Annotated in this window: 15 protein-coding genes; 3 read left to right on the forward strand and 12 right to left on the reverse strand. The window is 59.7% G+C overall.

Features of this window, described 5'->3' with window-relative positions; translation table 11 throughout:
* Window positions 1-160: 160 nt before the first annotated feature.
* From ALP40_RS08585 to ALP40_RS08595, 3 genes are all read left to right on the forward strand, one after another.
* Complete coding sequence (locus ALP40_RS08585; RefSeq protein WP_122207867.1) at window positions 161-520, forward strand: pilin assembly protein; 360 nt, start codon at window positions 161-163, stop codon at window positions 518-520.
* A 253-nt stretch (window positions 521-773) separates the two neighbouring features.
* Entirely contained in the window at window positions 774-1,187 is a 414-nt protein-coding gene (locus ALP40_RS08590; RefSeq protein ID WP_122207868.1) for a DUF4398 domain-containing protein, read from the forward strand.
* 60 nt (window positions 1,188-1,247) lie between these two features.
* Entirely contained in the window at window positions 1,248-2,030 is a 783-nt protein-coding gene (locus ALP40_RS08595; protein ID WP_122207869.1) for an OmpA family protein, read from the forward strand.
* Window positions 2,031-2,121: 91 nt separating this feature from the next.
* Here ALP40_RS08595 and ALP40_RS08600 read toward each other — a convergent pair whose 3' ends face one another.
* The 12 genes from ALP40_RS08600 to ALP40_RS08655 form a co-directional block, all read right to left on the reverse strand.
* Window positions 2,122-2,451 (reverse strand): hypothetical protein, encoded by a 330-nt coding sequence (locus ALP40_RS08600; protein ID WP_122207870.1) that lies wholly within the window; start codon window positions 2,449-2,451, stop codon window positions 2,122-2,124.
* Window positions 2,448-3,350: an alpha/beta hydrolase gene (locus ALP40_RS08605; protein ID WP_122207871.1), complete on the reverse strand. Its 903-nt coding sequence runs from the start codon at window positions 3,348-3,350 to the stop codon at window positions 2,448-2,450. The genes ALP40_RS08600 and ALP40_RS08605 overlap by 4 nt, the downstream gene beginning before the upstream one ends.
* Before the next feature lie 200 nt (window positions 3,351-3,550).
* A complete protein-coding gene (locus ALP40_RS08610) occupies window positions 3,551-4,828 on the reverse strand; it encodes a flavohemoglobin expression-modulating QEGLA motif protein (protein WP_122207872.1) in 1,278 nt (425 codons plus the stop codon).
* Between the two features lie 204 nt (window positions 4,829-5,032).
* Window positions 5,033-5,758, reverse strand: a complete 726-nt coding sequence (locus ALP40_RS08615; protein WP_122207873.1) for a TetR/AcrR family transcriptional regulator — start codon at window positions 5,756-5,758, stop codon at window positions 5,033-5,035.
* A 78-nt stretch (window positions 5,759-5,836) separates the two neighbouring features.
* A complete protein-coding gene (gene lysS / locus ALP40_RS08620; RefSeq protein ID WP_122207874.1) occupies window positions 5,837-7,339 on the reverse strand; it encodes a lysine--tRNA ligase in 1,503 nt (500 codons plus the stop codon).
* Window positions 7,340-7,462: 123 nt separating this feature from the next.
* Window positions 7,463-8,558 (reverse strand): peptide chain release factor 2 gene (gene prfB, locus ALP40_RS08625; RefSeq protein ID WP_122207875.1). Its coding sequence is split into 2 segments (ribosomal slippage): window positions 7,463-8,485 and window positions 8,487-8,558, totalling 1,095 coding nucleotides; the frame shifts between segments, so codons are not numbered across the junction.
* A gap of 156 nt (window positions 8,559-8,714) precedes the next feature.
* On the reverse strand, window positions 8,715-9,719 hold the full coding sequence (locus ALP40_RS08630; RefSeq protein ID WP_122207876.1) for a PleD family two-component system response regulator: 1,005 nt from the start codon (window positions 9,717-9,719) through the stop codon (window positions 8,715-8,717).
* Between the two features lie 48 nt (window positions 9,720-9,767).
* Complete coding sequence (locus ALP40_RS08635) at window positions 9,768-10,775, reverse strand: chemotaxis response regulator protein-glutamate methylesterase (RefSeq protein WP_122207877.1); 1,008 nt, start codon at window positions 10,773-10,775, stop codon at window positions 9,768-9,770.
* A complete protein-coding gene (locus ALP40_RS08640) occupies window positions 10,772-13,123 on the reverse strand; it encodes a hybrid sensor histidine kinase/response regulator (RefSeq protein ID WP_122207878.1) in 2,352 nt (783 codons plus the stop codon). Before ALP40_RS08640 ends, ALP40_RS08635 begins: the two co-directional genes overlap by 4 nt.
* On the reverse strand, window positions 13,120-13,809 hold the full coding sequence (locus ALP40_RS08645) for a chemotaxis protein CheW (RefSeq protein WP_122207879.1): 690 nt from the start codon (window positions 13,807-13,809) through the stop codon (window positions 13,120-13,122). The genes ALP40_RS08640 and ALP40_RS08645 overlap by 4 nt, the downstream gene beginning before the upstream one ends.
* A complete protein-coding gene (locus ALP40_RS08650) occupies window positions 13,809-15,092 on the reverse strand; it encodes a protein-glutamate O-methyltransferase CheR (protein ID WP_122207880.1) in 1,284 nt (427 codons plus the stop codon). Before ALP40_RS08650 ends, ALP40_RS08645 begins: the two co-directional genes overlap by 1 nt.
* Window positions 15,089-15,625: a chemotaxis protein CheW gene (locus tag ALP40_RS08655; RefSeq protein WP_122207881.1), complete on the reverse strand. Its 537-nt coding sequence runs from the start codon at window positions 15,623-15,625 to the stop codon at window positions 15,089-15,091. Before ALP40_RS08655 ends, ALP40_RS08650 begins: the two co-directional genes overlap by 4 nt.
* Window positions 15,626-15,634: the final 9 nt, after the last annotated feature.

Genomic DNA, 15,634 nt, shown 5'->3' on the forward strand with positions numbered 1-15,634 from the left:
TTGCCAACAGTGCATCAAAACAGTGTTCAGCGACAAACCCTTGTGCATGAAATTATCCGTGCATGTCACACACGCCATACCGGCTAATCTCATGCATGAGCCACACGACGACTCATCCTTGAACAGACTTGCCACACGCAAGCCACCCACAGAGGTCACCATGAAAATCCGCGAGCTTGCCCAGCACTGGGAAAACAATGCCAAGGGACGCCTGACCAAAACCCGCTATGCGATTCATCTGGACGTCGAATCCGCCGCACGATTGGCAGCACTGTGCGAGATGTACCCCAAACATCACCCCGAAGAACTGCTCGGCGAACTCATCGGCGCAGCAATGGAAGAACTGGAGGCCAGTTTTCCGTATGTAAAAGGCACACACGTCGTGGCCACCGATGAAGAAGGTGATCCACTGTATGAAGACATCGGCGCGACGCCGCGCTTTCTGGCGCTGTCAAAACGTTATCTGAATGAACTGTCTGATAACGGGGACACGCAAATTGATGAGCCCGGCCAGGCGTAACACAGCCGACTCTGCCCCGGCCCTTGCCTGCAAAGGGCTGGGCCTGAGGGGTCGCTTCATATGGCCAGCATATTGAGTACGTCATACCAACGACTCCCGCCTGACCGCGAAATATTTATCTGAACTATTCAAAAACCCCGCAGGTCCGAGCCATTAACCATTACAGGAAAGCTGAAGAGCAGCAGGTGGTTGCATGACCTGATGCCCGGCCTGAATAAAAACTGTCATGGATAACCACGTTCGGAGTCAGACAATGGAGTTGATCACCATGAACACCCTTACTGCCAAAACCAAGTTCAAAGGCCTGCGCGGGCTGAAGCTCGCTGCGCTGGCGCTGGGTAGCACCTTCATCCTCGCAGGCTGTGCGGGTAACCCGCCGTCCGAGCAGTACGCGGTGTCTCAGTCGGCCGTCAACAGCGCGGTCAGCGCTGGCGGTACTGAATTCGCAGCGGTGGAAATGAAGTCGGCTCAAGACAAGCTCAAAGAAGCAGACCTCGCCATGCAGGACAAGAAGTACGACGAAGCGCGCAAGCTGGCCGAACAGGCTGAGTGGGACGCCCGCGTAGCAGAGCGTAAATCTCAGGCTGCCAAGGCTGCCAAAGCCGTGCAGGATGCTCGTCAGGGCGTCAACGAACTACGTGACGAAGGCATGCGCCAGGTGCAGTAAGCACCGCCATCAACCTTTGGTATTCATGCATTCGTAATCGATTAAAGGACGACCCTAATTATGCGTAAACAACTGATGATCCCTGCCCTGTTGGCCATGAGCGTTGCTTTGGCTGCCTGTGCCACCAAGCCTAACCCTAATCTGGAACAGGCGCGGACCAACTTCACCGCCCTGCAGACCAACCCGGACGCCACCAAGGTCGCCGCGCTGGAAACCAAGGACGCGAGCGAATGGCTGGCCAAGGCTGAACAGGCTTTCCGTGATGACGCAGACGTCAAGAAAGTTGACCAACTGTCTTACCTGACCAACCAGCGCGTAGAGCTGGCCAAGCAGACCATCAACCTGCGCAACTCCGAAGCCGCTCTGCAGAACGCTTCTGCCGACCGCGCCAAGGCCCGTCTGGAAGCGCGTGACGCCCAGATCGCTGCGCTGAAGAACAGCCTGAACGCCAAGCAAACCGAACGCGGCACTCTGGTGACCTTCGGTGACGTACTGTTCGATTACAACAAGGCCGAGCTGAAGCCGGGCGCCCAGGGCGACATCGGCAAACTGGCCGCTTTCCTTCAGGAAAACCCTGATCGCAAAGTGATCGTTGAAGGCTACACCGACAGCACCGGTTCGGCTTCCTACAACCAGTCGTTGTCCGAGCGCCGCGCCAATTCGGTTCGCATGGCACTGACCCGTATGGGCGTGGACCCGACTCGCATCGTTGCTATGGGTTATGGCAAGGAATACCCGGTTGCTGACAACACCAGCAACTCGGGCCGTGCGATGAACCGTCGTGTGGAAGTGACCATTTCCAACGACAACCAGCCGGTGGCTCCACGCTCTTCGATGAAATAATCGACTGAGTAGCGGCACCCAGAGCCCCGCCTGCGCATACAGGCGGGGCTTTTTCATGCCTGCGATTCGGTGCTCGGCGTGATTGACTGTCTCAGGGCTGGATGCGTTGCGGCGCCTGCTGCCCGACGCAGCGCACAGTCTGTTTGCGCTCGTCGACCAACACGCCGGACAGCCCCTTGCGCGACGTATCGAACAGCACCAGCACGCCATCAATGCACTGCGCGACTTCAGCCGCAGGCGTTGCAGCAACCTTGTAGTCCTCGCCCGGTACGGTCTTGAGCAGCGTGAACTGACTGAGCAGCAGCGCGTCTTCAGGCCGTGCGAAATGCAGGTAACCGTAATACCAGAGGCAGCCGACCGTTGCGATGATGCTTGCGATGCCCGTGAGGATCATGCCTCTGACGTCACGCGCCTCAGTCATTCGGGCGTCTCGACTGGTATTGCAGGCGTCGGGTAATTGGGCACTTCGGCCAAGCGGCGCAGGCCATTGAAGTGCTGCGGGTCTTCCAGGTAACGCATCATCACCTGACGCCAGAGCGGATCGGCGAAGGTCTGCACGTGCCCGCCACGGGTCAGTTGCAGCACGCGCGGAGGTGGAGCGGCTTTGTAGACGCTGATCCCGTTGACCAGTGGCACGAGGGTATCGTCCATGCTGTGAAAGATCAGCATCGGCGTTCCGGCCAGTTTGGGCAGACCGTTGACCGCGCTGTCAGCGTCGGGAATGAACCAGGACAACGGCGTCCTGAGCGGCAGGGTCAGCCATGAATTGCTGAGGGAATTACGCGCAACGTCCCGATAGCTCGCCGGTACGCCGTCGAGCACCAGCGCCTTGATTCTGGAGCGCTCCTCGGGATGCTCCGACAGGTAATGCACCGCCAGCGAACCGCCGATGCTCTGCCCCAGCACCACCAATGGCTTGCCCTGAGCTTGAGGTTCGGCTTTCAACCAGTCGAAAGCGGCCTGAATATCCTGATAAATAGCGGGCAGACTTGGCTCGCCCTGCGATTGACCATAACCACGGTAATCGAGCATCAGCACCTGATAACCCTGCTCAGGCAGCCACCAGCTCCCCCCCAGGTGCCAAGACATGTTTCCGCCGTTGCCATGCAGGTGCAAGACCGTGCCTTTGACCGGAACGCCCTCTTTCGCCGGAAGCCACCAGCCATGCAGGCGCGTGCCGTCTGCGGCCGAAAGATTGACATCACGGTAGGCCAGACGCGCCTTGTCCGGCGTGAACGGCAGACCCGGCTCCGGGTAAAACAGCATCGAACTGCAGCCGCTAAGGCTGAGGAGCAAGGCAAGGATGCTGATCAATTTCAAATGAGGGGTTCCTTGAGAGTCAGAATGGTGCCCATCGCGCGGAGATCATTAAACCTGTGGGAGGCGGCTTGCCGGCGATGGCGCCTGCTCAGTCACTGACAGGTCGCTTCAAAAAACGCATCGACGGCAAGCCGCCTCCCACGGTCCACTGGTTGCTACAGACTCGCGTGTCACGCAGGAGCATGGAAGTGATGGGCTTATCAGAGAATATTCGAGTAATCCGCTTCGATACGATCCAGGCTCAGGTGGTTGAGGAAGTTGGAAAAGCACATCCAGGCGGACAGGGCGTTCATGTCGCGGAACTGCTCGGGCAGGTATTTGGGCGCGACCACCAGGCCTTCATCGACCAGTTGGCGAAGGGTGCGCATGTCCTCAAGCGTGGTCTTTCCGCAGAACAGCAGAGGCACCTGTTCCAGCTTGCCCTTGCGCACGGCCAACTGAATGTAGTTGTAAACCATGATGAAGCCCTTCAGGTACGACAGGTCTTTGGTGAACGGCAGTCCGTTGGGCACCGAGCCTCGAAACACGCGGCTGGCATTGCCGTAGCTTTCCGGCATGCCGAAGCCCTGCTCACGGTAGAACTCGAACACCTGGAGGAAGTCTGCGCCCTCTTCGGCCATGTGAATGGCACGCGTACGGTTGGTCAGCTTGCGCAGGCGGCTGGGGTAGGATGCAAAGGCGATGACTTCCATCAGAATCGCCAGCCCTTCCTGGGTCACCGTGGAAGACGGCGGCCCTTTGGACAGAAAGGTGCAAATAGGCTGATTCTGCCCGTTCAGTGTGGTGCCCACGTGGACCAGGCCTTCGTGAACTTCCAGTGCGCGCACGTCACGTTCGTTGAACATCGCGTCGCTGCGAATCTTGATGTAATCGGCGCCTGCCGCCGCATCGGCCACGATACCGTCAGACTCGAAAACCCGGATGGTTTCCTCGGCCTCGCCAAACACCCGGTTCAGACGCGATTGCAGCAAGGCCACGGCGTCCTTGGCGGTAAGAATCTTCGGTTCGTCCTTGAGATCGCCCCGTCCGGCAATGTTGTTCAGGTAATCGGACAGCATCAGCCCCAGATCTGCCAACGTTGGATCGCCTGCGTGAAACGCATCGGAGGCCGCGCCATACAGTTCTTGGGAAATCAGCCCGAAATCGGGTGTACCACGCGCTTCGAGCATGCGGATCACCATGCGGTATTCCCGGCACATGCGGCGCATGATCTGCCCGACCGGGTTGAACTGACCCAATTGGCGAGTGACGTCACGCTCGATGTTCTGGAATTCCTGCTTGAGGGCACTGGAATCGAAACCCAACGGCCGATTCTCGTAATATGCACGGTCCACTGCGGGCAGGGCTTTGCCCTTGGCTGCCAGGAAATCCTTGCGAACCGTGTCATCCCACTTCACCGCATCCAGTACGCGAATCGGCGTCTGCGCGGCCACAATTCGATCCGACAACACACGAATAGTCTGCTGGTACTCGTCCACCCGGTACTCCTTGGCTGGTGGGCAATTGCCCTGCTACCTGGCAGCGCGTCGATAACGCACAACCTCTAGAAAAACATCATAGCTGGCGAAACGGTCAAGGCATTCCGAACATCGGCTCAAGAGCGCTGGCCATCAGGAGGCCCTTTGCGCAGACTGACCGTTGAGCGTGCCCTGCTGAATGGGACTCCCCGAACCGAGGCAGTTTCACCTGCGAACCGGTTGCGGGGTTCCCAGCACCAGACGCATCTGGCGGGTGAGCATACAGAGGATTTCTTCGTCCGCCTGACGCAACGGGCCATGAAGCAGGCCCTGATATTCCATCCGCCGGATAAGCCCCGTCAACACCTGAGCATCCTGATAGGGCTGCAGCGAGCCGATCACTTGAAAAAACTGGCAACTGCCCTGCAACAGAATTTCCTGGTGGGCCATGACCAGAGGAGTCAGACGCGGATTGATCAGCGCCTCGTGATAGAAAGCGTGTTCGGCAATCAGATAGTCACGACGGGTCATTAGCTGGTGGCGGATGTACTCCATGACCATCTTTGCGATGTCGTCGGCCAGCCTGAAGCGGTCGCTGGGGCTGCCGGAACTGCGTGCCATCATGTCGCGCAGAATCACTTCGGTGTTCTGCCACAACCTGGCGAGGTAGACAGCGCTGCGCTGTACGTACTGAGCGAAGGCATCGGTCAGCAGATCGTCGATATCTTTGAAATAGTAAGTGGTCGCCGATAATGGAACACCTGCCTCGGCAGCCACGGCCCGGTGACGCACGGCACGCACGCCGTCACGCACCACGATGCGCATCGCCGCATCGAGAATCACCTGCCTGCGCTGCTCGCTACCCTCCCGACTGGCCTTGCGCCCTTGATACTTGACACTCTTGGCCACCGCGTTTGCTACCCCGGCAGCCCCTTCTCTGGCAATCGTCACACTACAGTCCTTATAAAATCGTCCTGAAAAAGACCCAAAAAAAAGCCGCCCATTCGAGGCGGCTTTCTTTTTTTTTCATTACGCCTGCGGGCGCATGTGCGGAAACAGGATCACATCCCGGATCGACGGTGAGTTGGTGAGCAACATCACCAGTCGGTCGATACCGATGCCCTCCCCGGCCGTTGGCGGCATGCCGTACTCCAGCGCACGTACGAAATCGGCGTCGTAATGCATGGCTTCGTCGTCTCCGGCGTCCTTGTCAGCCACCTGAGCCTGGAAGCGCTCGGCCTGATCTTCGGCGTCATTGAGCTCGGAGTAAGCGTTGGCGATTTCACGACCACCGATGAACAGTTCGAAACGATCGGTCACGCTCGGGTTGTCGTCGTTACGACGCGCCAGCGGCGAAACTTCGAACGGGTACTGGGTAATGAAATGCGGCTGCTCCAGCTTGTGCTCGACCAGTTCTTCGAAAATCATCACCTGCAGCTTGCCCAGGCCTTCGAAGCCCAGCACCTTGGCGCCAGCCTTTTTGGCAATGGCGCGCGCCTTGTCGATGTCCTGCAGGTCGGCAGCGGTCAACTCGGGGTTGTACTTGAGGATCGAGTCGAATACCGACAAACGCACAAACGGTTCGCCGAAGTGGAACACCTTGTCGCCATACGGCACGTCGGTGGTGCCCAGCACCAGTTGAGCCAGTTCGCGGAACAGCTCCTCGGTCAAATCCATGTTGTCTTCGTAATCGGCGTACGCCTGATAGAACTCAAGCATGGTGAACTCGGGGTTATGCCGGGTCGAGACACCTTCGTTACGGAAGTTGCGGTTGATCTCAAAGACTTTCTCGAAGCCACCCACAACCAGACGCTTGAGGTACAGCTCAGGCGCGATGCGCAGGAACATTTCCATGTCCAGCGCGTTGTGGTGGGTTTCGAACGGCTTGGCTGCCGCGCCGCCAGGAATGGTCTGCAACATGGGCGTTTCGACTTCAAGGAAGTCGCGTTTCATCAGAAAGCTGCGAATGTGAGCGATGACCTGCGAACGCACACGGAAGGTTTCACGCACGTCTTCGTTGACGATCAGGTCAACGTAGCGCTGGCGATAGCGCTGCTCGGTGTCGGTCAGACCGTGGTGCTTGTCCGGCAGCGGACGCAGCGACTTGGTCAGCAGGCGCACGGTGGTCATCTCGACGTACAGGTCACCCTTGCCGGAACGGGCCAGGGTGCCTTCGGCGGCGATGATGTCGCCCAGGTCCCAGGTCTTGACCTCGGCCAGGGTTTCTTCAGGCAACGTCTTGCGGTTGACGTAGACCTGGATGCGACCGGTCATGTCCTGAATCACCATGAACGAGCCACGGTTGAGCATGATACGACCGGCAACCTTGACCGGAATCGCTGCCGCAGCCAGATCTTCCTTGGTCTTGTCGACGTACTGTTTCTGCAGGTCGTTGCAGTAGCTGTCGCGGCGGAAGTCATTCGGGAAGGCCTGACCCTTGGCGCGGCCGGCGGCAAGTTTTTCCTTGCGCAGGGCGATCAGGGTGTTTTCTTCCTGTTGCAGGGCTTGCGGGTCGAGTTGTTGGTCGCTCATGTCTTTAGATATTCCATCACAGGTTCGTTGCCCCGGCTTATCCGGGTTCGCGGGGCAGGCGTATCGCCGTCCCGGACGCTTGCACAGGACCGCGCTCGTGGCGCAGGTCCTGCGGCGCGTGCCTTAAAGGCCTTGCTTGAGGCTTGCGATCAGGTACTCGTCGAGGTCGCCATCGAGCACCTTGTCGCAGTCGCTGCGTTCGATGTTCGTGCGCAGGTCCTTGATGCGCGAGGCATCCAGCACGTACGAGCGGATCTGATGACCCCAGCCGATGTCGGACTTGGTGTCTTCCAGCGCCTGGGACGCCGCGTTGCGCTTCTGCACTTCCTGCTCATACAAACGGGCCCGCAGCATTTTCATGGCGGTGTCCTTGTTCGCATGCTGGGAGCGTTCGTTCTGGCAACTGACCACCGTATTGGTCGGAACGTGGGTAATCCGCACCGCCGAGTCAGTGGTGTTAACGTGCTGACCACCGGCACCGGAGGAGCGGTAGGTGTCGATACGCAGGTCCGACGGGTTGATGTCGATTTCGATGTTGTCATCGATTTCCGGCGACACGAACACGGCCGAGAAGGAGGTGTGACGACGGTTGCCGGAGTCGAACGGGCTCTTGCGCACCAGTCGGTGCACGCCGATTTCAGTACGCAACCAGCCAAAGGCGTATTCACCCTTGATATGCACAGTCGCGCCCTTGATGCCGGCGACTTCGCCGGCGGACAGTTCCATGATGGTGGCGTCGAAACCGCGCTTGTCAGCCCAGCGCAGGTACATGCGCAGCAGGATGTTGGCCCAGTCCTGTGCTTCCGTGCCGCCGGAGCCGGCCTGGATGTCCAGGTAAGCGTTGTTCTCGTCCATCTCGCCGCTGAACATGCGACGGAATTCCAGCTTCTCCAAGGACTCGCGCAGGCGCTCGACTTCAGCCGCCACGTCATCCACGGCAGCCTGGTCTTCTTCCTCGGCGGACATCAGCAGCAGGTCTTTGGCATCGGCCAGACCGGACGTCATTTCGTCCAGCGTGTCGACGATCTGCGCCAGCAAGGCACGTTCGCGGCCCAGGTTCTGTGCGTATTCGGGGTTGTTCCAGACGTTTGGATCTTCGAGCTCGCGATTGACTTCGGTCAAACGATCATGTTTGTGATCGTAGTCAAAGATACCCCCGAATGGTTTCGGAGCGCTCGGACAAATCCTTGATGCTGTTTAGGATCGGGTTGATTTCCATGATAGGCAGCACTCGCAGGCGAAATTTTCAAAGCCGACGAGTATACCCCAGGGAGTACCGTGAAAGCAGCCCGTCAAGCGGGCCTTATGATGCCAATTTCAAGATGACTGAAAATGATTGGCGTGTACGGGTCAGTGCACGCGTTAACGTACCGACTCAGCCTACTGCGACCTGATTGCGCCCGCCGTTCTTGGCCACGTACAACCCTTTGTCGGCGTCCAGAATCAATTGCCGACTGTGCAGGCCGACTTGGGGACCTATCGTGGCCACGCCGATGCTGACGGTCAGGTGCGAGCCTTCGGCAGGCGCGACGTGGGGAATATTCATGCCCACGACACTCTGACGCAGCTTTTCCGCAATCAGGCGTGCGCCGCCAGGCGAGGTGTTAGGCAGCACCATCGCAAATTCTTCTCCGCCATAACGGGCAGGCAAGTCGGAAGGTCGGCTGCAACTGTTGCGAATCGCCTTGGCGACCTGGCGCAACGCTTCGTCGCCTTCAAGATGACCGAAGCTGTCGTTGTAGAGCTTGAAGTAATCGACATCGATCATCAGTAACGACAATTGCGTCTGTTCGCGGGTTGCGCGACGCCATTCCAGTTCAAGGTACTCGTCGAAATGACGACGGTTCGACAGCCCGGTCAGGCCGTCCGAATTCATCAAGCGTTGCAGCACCAGATTGGTATCGAGCAATTGCTGCTGGCTCACGCGCAACGCACGGTAGGCTTCGTCACGCTGCAACAGGGTCAGGTAAGAACGCGAGTGATAGAGGATGCGGGCAACCAGTTCGATGTTGTCCGGCAGCTTGACCAGGTAATCGTTGGCCCCTGCCGCGAACGCGGCACTTTTGATCAGGGGGTCTTCCTTGGTGGACAGCACGATGATGGGGATGTCGCGCGTCAGCGGATTGCTGCGGTATTCACGCACCAGCGTCAGGCCGTCCAGACCCGGCATCACCAGATCCTGGAGAATGACCGTCGGCTTGATCTGCACCGCTTGAGCGATGGCTTGATGCGGATCGGCGCAGAAGTGGAAGTCAATCGAGCTTTCGTTGGCCAGGCCACGCCTGACCGCTTCGCCGATCATCGCTTGATCGTCGACCAGCAGCACCATTGCAGAGTTTTCGTCCGGGGTTTTGATGTCGTCCATCTGCACATCATGCATGAAGTTTCTCCTGGTCACCAAGCCTCGGTGAGCTCACCTGGACAATCATTAAGCGAATACCTCTGCAAGACGCGGGGCAATGGACGTCAGGGTCCTGATTTCAACGGCCGCGTTGATCGCGGCGGCGGCCTTGGGCATGCCGTACACCGCCGAACTCGCCTGATCCTGAGCGATGGTCAGAAAGCCCCTCTCACGCAGCAATTTCAGACCCTGCGCGCCATCGCGTCCCATCCCTGTCAATAGCACACCCACTGCCTCTCCACTCCAATAGCGAGCCACACTTTCGAAAAAGACATCGATAGACGGCCTGTAGATTTCATTCACCGGGTCAGCCGTATAGGCCAGCGTACCGCTCTTGAGCAGGCGGATATGGTGGTTGGTGCCTGCCAGCAGAATCTTGCCCTGTTCCGGCACCTCGCCCTCACGCGCCAGTTGCACTGGCAGCCCTGAAACCGAACTCAGCCAATCGGCCATGCCTGCGGCAAACACTTGATCGACATGTTGTACCACTACAATAGCTGCTGACAGCTTAGCGGGCAGCCCTTTGAAGAGGATCTCGAGCGCGGCTGGCCCGCCTGCAGAAGAACCGATCGCGATCAACCTGTCGCGCCGCACGGAATCACGCACGGGTAGCGCGGCGGTACGCTCGTGATTGTTGCGCTGGCCCATCAGCCATTCGATGTTAAGGATCTTGCGCAACAGCGGTGCGGCCGCCTCTTTCGGGTTGCTGCCACCAATGGACGGCGTGTCGACCACGTCCAACGCACCATGCCCCATCGCTTCGAACACACGCCGCACGTTCTGCTCGCGGTCCACGGTCACGATGACGATGGCACAAGGCGTCTTGGCCATGATCTGGCGAGTCGCTTCGACGCCGTCCATGACCGGCATGATCAAGTCCATCAGGATCAGATCCGGTAACTGTTCGGCACAACAGCGCACGGCATCGGCGCCATTGGGCGCCACCCATATCACTTGATGCATCGGCTCGAACGCCAGCGCTCGGCGCAGCGCTTCGACAGCCATCGGCATGTCATTGACAATAGCGATCTTCATGCCTGCGCATCCCCTATCAGCTCGACAACAGCGTCGAGCAAGGCATCATCATGGAAACTGGCCTTGGCCAGATAATAATCGGCGCCCGCATCCAGTCCGCGGCGTCGATCTTCCTCACGATCCTTGTAGGAAACCACCATTACAGGCAGTGATTGCAGTCGAGTATCCCGACGCAACAGGGTAACCAGCTCGATACCGTCCATGCGTGGCATGTCGATATCGGTAATGAGCAGGTCGAAATCTTCGGCACGCAACGCATTCCAGCCGTCCATGCCATCAACGGCAACCGTCACTTCATAGCCACGGCTGACCAGCAACTTACGCTCCAGTTCGCGGACCGTCAGCGAGTCATCGACAACCAGAACGCGCTTGCGCGAGACGCTGTCGATCTGGCGATTACGGCGGTCGATACGCTCAAGACGTCCAGTGTTGAGCAACTTCTCGACCGAACGCAACATGTCTTCGACATCGATGATCAGCACCACCGAGCCATCGTCCAGCAAAGCCCCCGCCGAAACGTCCTGAACCTTGCCCAGCCGCGCATCCAGCGGCATCACCACCAGTGTGCGCTCGCCGATGAACCGCTCGACCGCAACGCCATACACGGCATCTCTCTCGCGAATCACCACAACCTTGAGCGCCTCGCCAGCGTCCTGCGATGAAGGCCGATGCAAGAGCTGACTGGCCGACACCAGGCCGACATGCCGCTCTTCGTCCCAGAAATGCTGGCGCCCTTCGAGCTGCACGATGTCGTCCGGTTGCAGGTCACGCATGCGCTCGATATGCGCCAGCGGAAAGGCGTACGCTTCGCCACCCACCTCAACCACCAGGCTGCGCACGACCGACAGGGTCAATGGAAGCTCGATCCTGAACCGGCTGCCCTCGCCCGCCCATTGCTGCAACTCGACGCTGCCGTGCATTTGGCGAACCATATGCTGCACGGCATCAAGCCCCACACCGCGCCCGGACACTTGAGTGACTTTGTCACGCATGCTGAAACCGGGTAGAAACAGGAAGCTGAGCAGCTCTTCTTCGCTCAGTTGTGCGGCGGTATCGGCAGGCGACAGGTTGCGCTTCACGATGCTTTGGCGTAGACGATCAAGGTCCACGCCTCCCCCGTCGTCACTTAACTCCACGACCAGCAGACCGGCCTGATGGGAGGCCTGGAGGCGGATCAACCCCTCAGGTTCCTTGCCCTGTGCGAGGCGTGTTTCCGGCGACTCAATGCCATGATCCACCGCATTGCGCAGCAGGTGCGTCAGCGGGGCCTCGAGTTTTTCCAGCACATCGCGGTCAACCTGGGTTTTTTCACCTTCGATTTGCAGGCGCACCTGCTTGCCCAGCTCACGTCCCAGGTCACGCACCATGCGTGCCTGACCGACCAGCACGTCGGCAAACGGTCGCATCCGGCATGCCAGCGCAGTGTCATACAGCAACTGCGCTCGCTGACCGGATTGCCAACCGAATTCGTCCAGCTCTGCAGTCTGCTGCGCCAGCATCTGCTGTGCCTGAGACAACAGATTGCGGGCGTCTTCCAAGGCTTTCTGCGCATCGGCGTTCAGACCGCCTTCACCGAAGCTGGCCCCCAGTACTTCGAGGGCGCGGTCGCTGCTGCTCTGCAAACGCTTGAGGCGCAGCATACCGGCCAGCAACGGTTTGAGACGCTGGGTTTCGACCAGGGATTTGCTCGACATGTCGAGCAAGCCGTTGAGCCGCTCGGCCGTGACCCGAAGCACGCGCTCGCTGCCTTCATTGACTCGTCGCTCGCGAAACGGCGCTGGGGCTGGTGCTTGCGGCTCGGTCTCCAAGGCAGAAACCGGGGGCGCCTGCACAGGCACGTCAACCGCCAAAGGCTCGACCGGTAACTCAGCCGCTGCCGAGGCTTCAAGTTGTTGCAAGGCACTGGCCAACAACGGATCCGGCATGGGCACGCTGACCGTGCGCGCCGCGCCTGCACCCGAGGCCAGCAGGGTGTTCACGCGTTCAACGTACGCATCGATATCGGGCTGGACGACGCTGTTGGCCCCCGGCGTCGCGATGCGCATCAACAGATCGGTCCCGAACAGCAGGGCGTCGATGTGGTCGGGCTGCAGGAGCAATCGTCCTTCCTGAGCGCTGACCAGGCAGTCCTCCATCACGTGCGCAACGCTGACGCCAAACTCGACACCCACGATCTTCGCCGCGCCCTTGAGCGAATGCGCGGCGCGCATGCAGGCTTCCAGTTGATCGGCCTGGGTCGGGTTGCGTTCCAGCGCCAACAAGCCTGCGCTCAAGACCTGCGTCTGTGCGTCGGCTTCCAGCGTGAACAGTTCGAACAGCGAGGCGTCACGCATTTGATCTGGCGTCATGTAAGGCTCCGGTGCACCGCCGACAACAACTGATCTTCATCAAGCCAACGCAGGCTTCGGTCCTTCCACTGCAGTACCCCCCGGGTGAAACGTGCATTGGCATGGGTACCGGAGGCCGAAGCCGCTTCCAGCTCGCGCTCGTCAATGGCATGAATGCCATCGACTTCATCCACCGGCACCACGACCGGCCCCCCTTCTGCCGCCACGATCAGCATGCGCGGCACCGACCGTGCAGACTGAGCGGCCACCGGGTTGCTGTCCAGCCCCAGTAACTCCACCAGTGAAATACATGCCACCAGCGCACCGCGTACATTGGCCACGCCCAACAGCGCGCGCGAGCGCTGATGCGGCAAGGAGTGAATCGTCTGGGCAGGCGCCACTTCAGACAGGCAGCGTGACGCCAACCCCAGCCATTCCTCGCCCAGGCGAAAGACCAGAATCGAGCGCGTCTTGATGTCGCGTTGCAGGACCGAGCCCTGAAACTGCTCATGCTGTTCCTGCGCCAGCGAATACCGGTCGAGCAGCCGGGTGGCCGCTGCCGAGTAGACGGCGCAGTTGCGGCAGTGAATGTGCTCTTCCAGCAATGGGCAGGAGCGGTCACCGTGAACACCGATACGGTTCCAGCAATCGTCGATGTCGGCGGCCTGGTCGTGGGTAATGCTTGAAAAACCGGACGGGCCCGTCATCAGTTGCTTCCTTGTCTATTCGCACCGCGTACCGCGCGATCCTGCAACCGGCGCGCTCCGGCGCTGTCGCCCTGGGCGGCCAGGATTGCCGCCAGTTGCGCCAGCGATTCGCGGTGCTGCGGCTCAAGATACAGCGCTTTGCGGTAGAACCCTTGGGCCTCGGCCACACGTCCTTCCACTTCGCTGAGCAAACCCAGCCAGTAGAACACCTGTGCCTCAGGCTCGTGCTGTTGCAGGTAACGCTCGCAAGCCGCCCGCGCCTCGCCACTTTTCCCTTCGTTGGCGAGGCTCGCAATGGTGCCCAGCAGCGTGACGCTGTCCTTGTTTGCGACCGTGGTCGCTGTCGGTTTGACGGCGGGCGCAAAGGCCGCTGCGTTTCGCGAGGCAGAAGCGGACGCTGGGGCAGTTGGACGTGCTGGCGGGGTGGTCAACGGACGTTGTGGCGAATGGTTGACTGGAGCGGGTGCAGCCGACGGAACGGGCGTGTTACGGGGCGCGTGACGGAAGACGAATGACTGGGCGATACCCAGCGAACGCATGCCGATGCCTGCCAGCAGGTTGCCTTCAGCCGGGCCGATGAACAGCACGCCATCTTCACGCGTCAGTTGCTTGAGCACTTTGAACACATGCTGCTGCGTCGTGCGATCAAAGTAGATCACCAGATTGCGGCAGAACACGATGTCGTAGGCCACCTGTGTCGCCAGTTTGGGATCCAGCAAATTGCCGGGCTGAAAGTCGATACAGCCGCGCACATGATCGTTAATCTCGAAACCCTCGCCCACGGCCGTAAAGAACCGGTCACGAAAACTCAGGTCAGTGCCCCGGAACGAGTTCTTGCCGTACACGCCGTGCTTGGCACGGGCAATCGAAACAGGGCTGATATCGATGGCGTCGACCTTGAATTGTCGGGGGTCCATCCCGGCGTCGATCAATGCCATTGCAATGGAATAAGGCTCCTCGCCTGTCGAGCACGGCAAGCTGAGGATGCGTAACGGGCGTGCGCCATTCAGTATGGCCAGCCGCTCGCGGGCCAGCTTGCCCAGTGTCGCGAAGGACTCGGGATAGCGAAAAAACCAGGTTTCGGGAACGATGACTGCCTCGATCAGCGCCTGCTGCTCGTCCGGCGAGGTCACCAGCAAATGCCAATACGCATCGCTGTCGTTGCACTTTGACGAAGCCGCTCGATGACGCAAGGCTCGCTCGATAATGGCCTCACCGACTGAGGTCACATCCAGCCCGATGCGTTCCTTGAGGAAACTGAAAAATCGCGAATCGTCACTCATGGTGCGTCCTCGAGCGATTCAAGATCCAGTGGCGGCACGGGATAAAGCAGTTCACGAACCGGCTCGCTCAGCAGTTCCTGAACATGAATCCATTGCAGCAAACCCTGCTCGTCCTCGCGGACCGGCCCAAGGTAGGGAGAGAGGCGGTTGTCCAGCCCGTATTCCTTGAACTGGGACGCCGGGCAACGCAGTGTTTCGGTGGCCTGTTCCAGAATCAGGCCCAGCAACTGGGCCGGGTGCTTGTCGTCATAGCGATAATGCACCAGCACCATGCGGGTGCTGGTACGCGGTTTGGCGGGCTGGCCGCAATTCAACGCACTGATGTCAATCACCGGGACGATTTCACCCCGGTGCGCAAAAATGCCCGCAACCCAGTGCGGTGCTCGAGCGATTGCCTTGAGCTTTACACGCGGCAGGATCTCGGCAATCTCGGTCGCCTCCAGCGCGTAGCGATCCTCGCCGATGCAAAACAGCAGGAACAGCTTGTTCGACGCTGGCAACGTGACGTTACGCCTGGGGGACTGATCCATCATCGCCCGTGC

The organism is Pseudomonas viridiflava (genome assembly GCF_003702045.1).
GTDB lineage: Bacteria > Pseudomonadota > Gammaproteobacteria > Pseudomonadales > Pseudomonadaceae > Aquipseudomonas > Aquipseudomonas viridiflava_C.

What these genes read in the sequence shown, in the direction of transcription:
- ALP40_RS08585 (WP_122207867.1), top strand. Translation starts at nt 161, where the DNA reads ATGAAAATCCGCGAGCTTGCCCAGCACTGGGAAAACAATGCCAAGGGA.
- ALP40_RS08590 (WP_122207868.1), top strand. Translation starts at nt 774, where the DNA reads ATGGAGTTGATCACCATGAACACCCTTACTGCCAAAACCAAGTTCAAA.
- ALP40_RS08595 (WP_122207869.1), top strand. Translation starts at nt 1,248, where the DNA reads ATGCGTAAACAACTGATGATCCCTGCCCTGTTGGCCATGAGCGTTGCT.
- ALP40_RS08600 (WP_122207870.1), bottom strand. Translation starts at nt 2,451, where the DNA reads ATGACTGAGGCGCGTGACGTCAGAGGCATGATCCTCACGGGCATCGCA.
- lysS (WP_122207874.1), bottom strand. Translation starts at nt 7,339, where the DNA reads ATGAGCGACCAACAACTCGACCCGCAAGCCCTGCAACAGGAAGAAAAC.
- ALP40_RS08630 (WP_122207876.1), bottom strand. Translation starts at nt 9,719, where the DNA reads ATGCATGATGTGCAGATGGACGACATCAAAACCCCGGACGAAAACTCT.
- ALP40_RS08635 (WP_122207877.1), bottom strand. Translation starts at nt 10,775, where the DNA reads ATGAAGATCGCTATTGTCAATGACATGCCGATGGCTGTCGAAGCGCTG.
- ALP40_RS08640 (WP_122207878.1), bottom strand. Translation starts at nt 13,123, where the DNA reads ATGACGCCAGATCAAATGCGTGACGCCTCGCTGTTCGAACTGTTCACG.
- ALP40_RS08645 (WP_122207879.1), bottom strand. Translation starts at nt 13,809, where the DNA reads ATGACGGGCCCGTCCGGTTTTTCAAGCATTACCCACGACCAGGCCGCC.
- ALP40_RS08650 (WP_122207880.1), bottom strand. Translation starts at nt 15,092, where the DNA reads ATGAGTGACGATTCGCGATTTTTCAGTTTCCTCAAGGAACGCATCGGG.
- ALP40_RS08655 (WP_122207881.1), bottom strand. Translation starts at nt 15,625, where the DNA reads ATGATGGATCAGTCCCCCAGGCGTAACGTCACGTTGCCAGCGTCGAAC.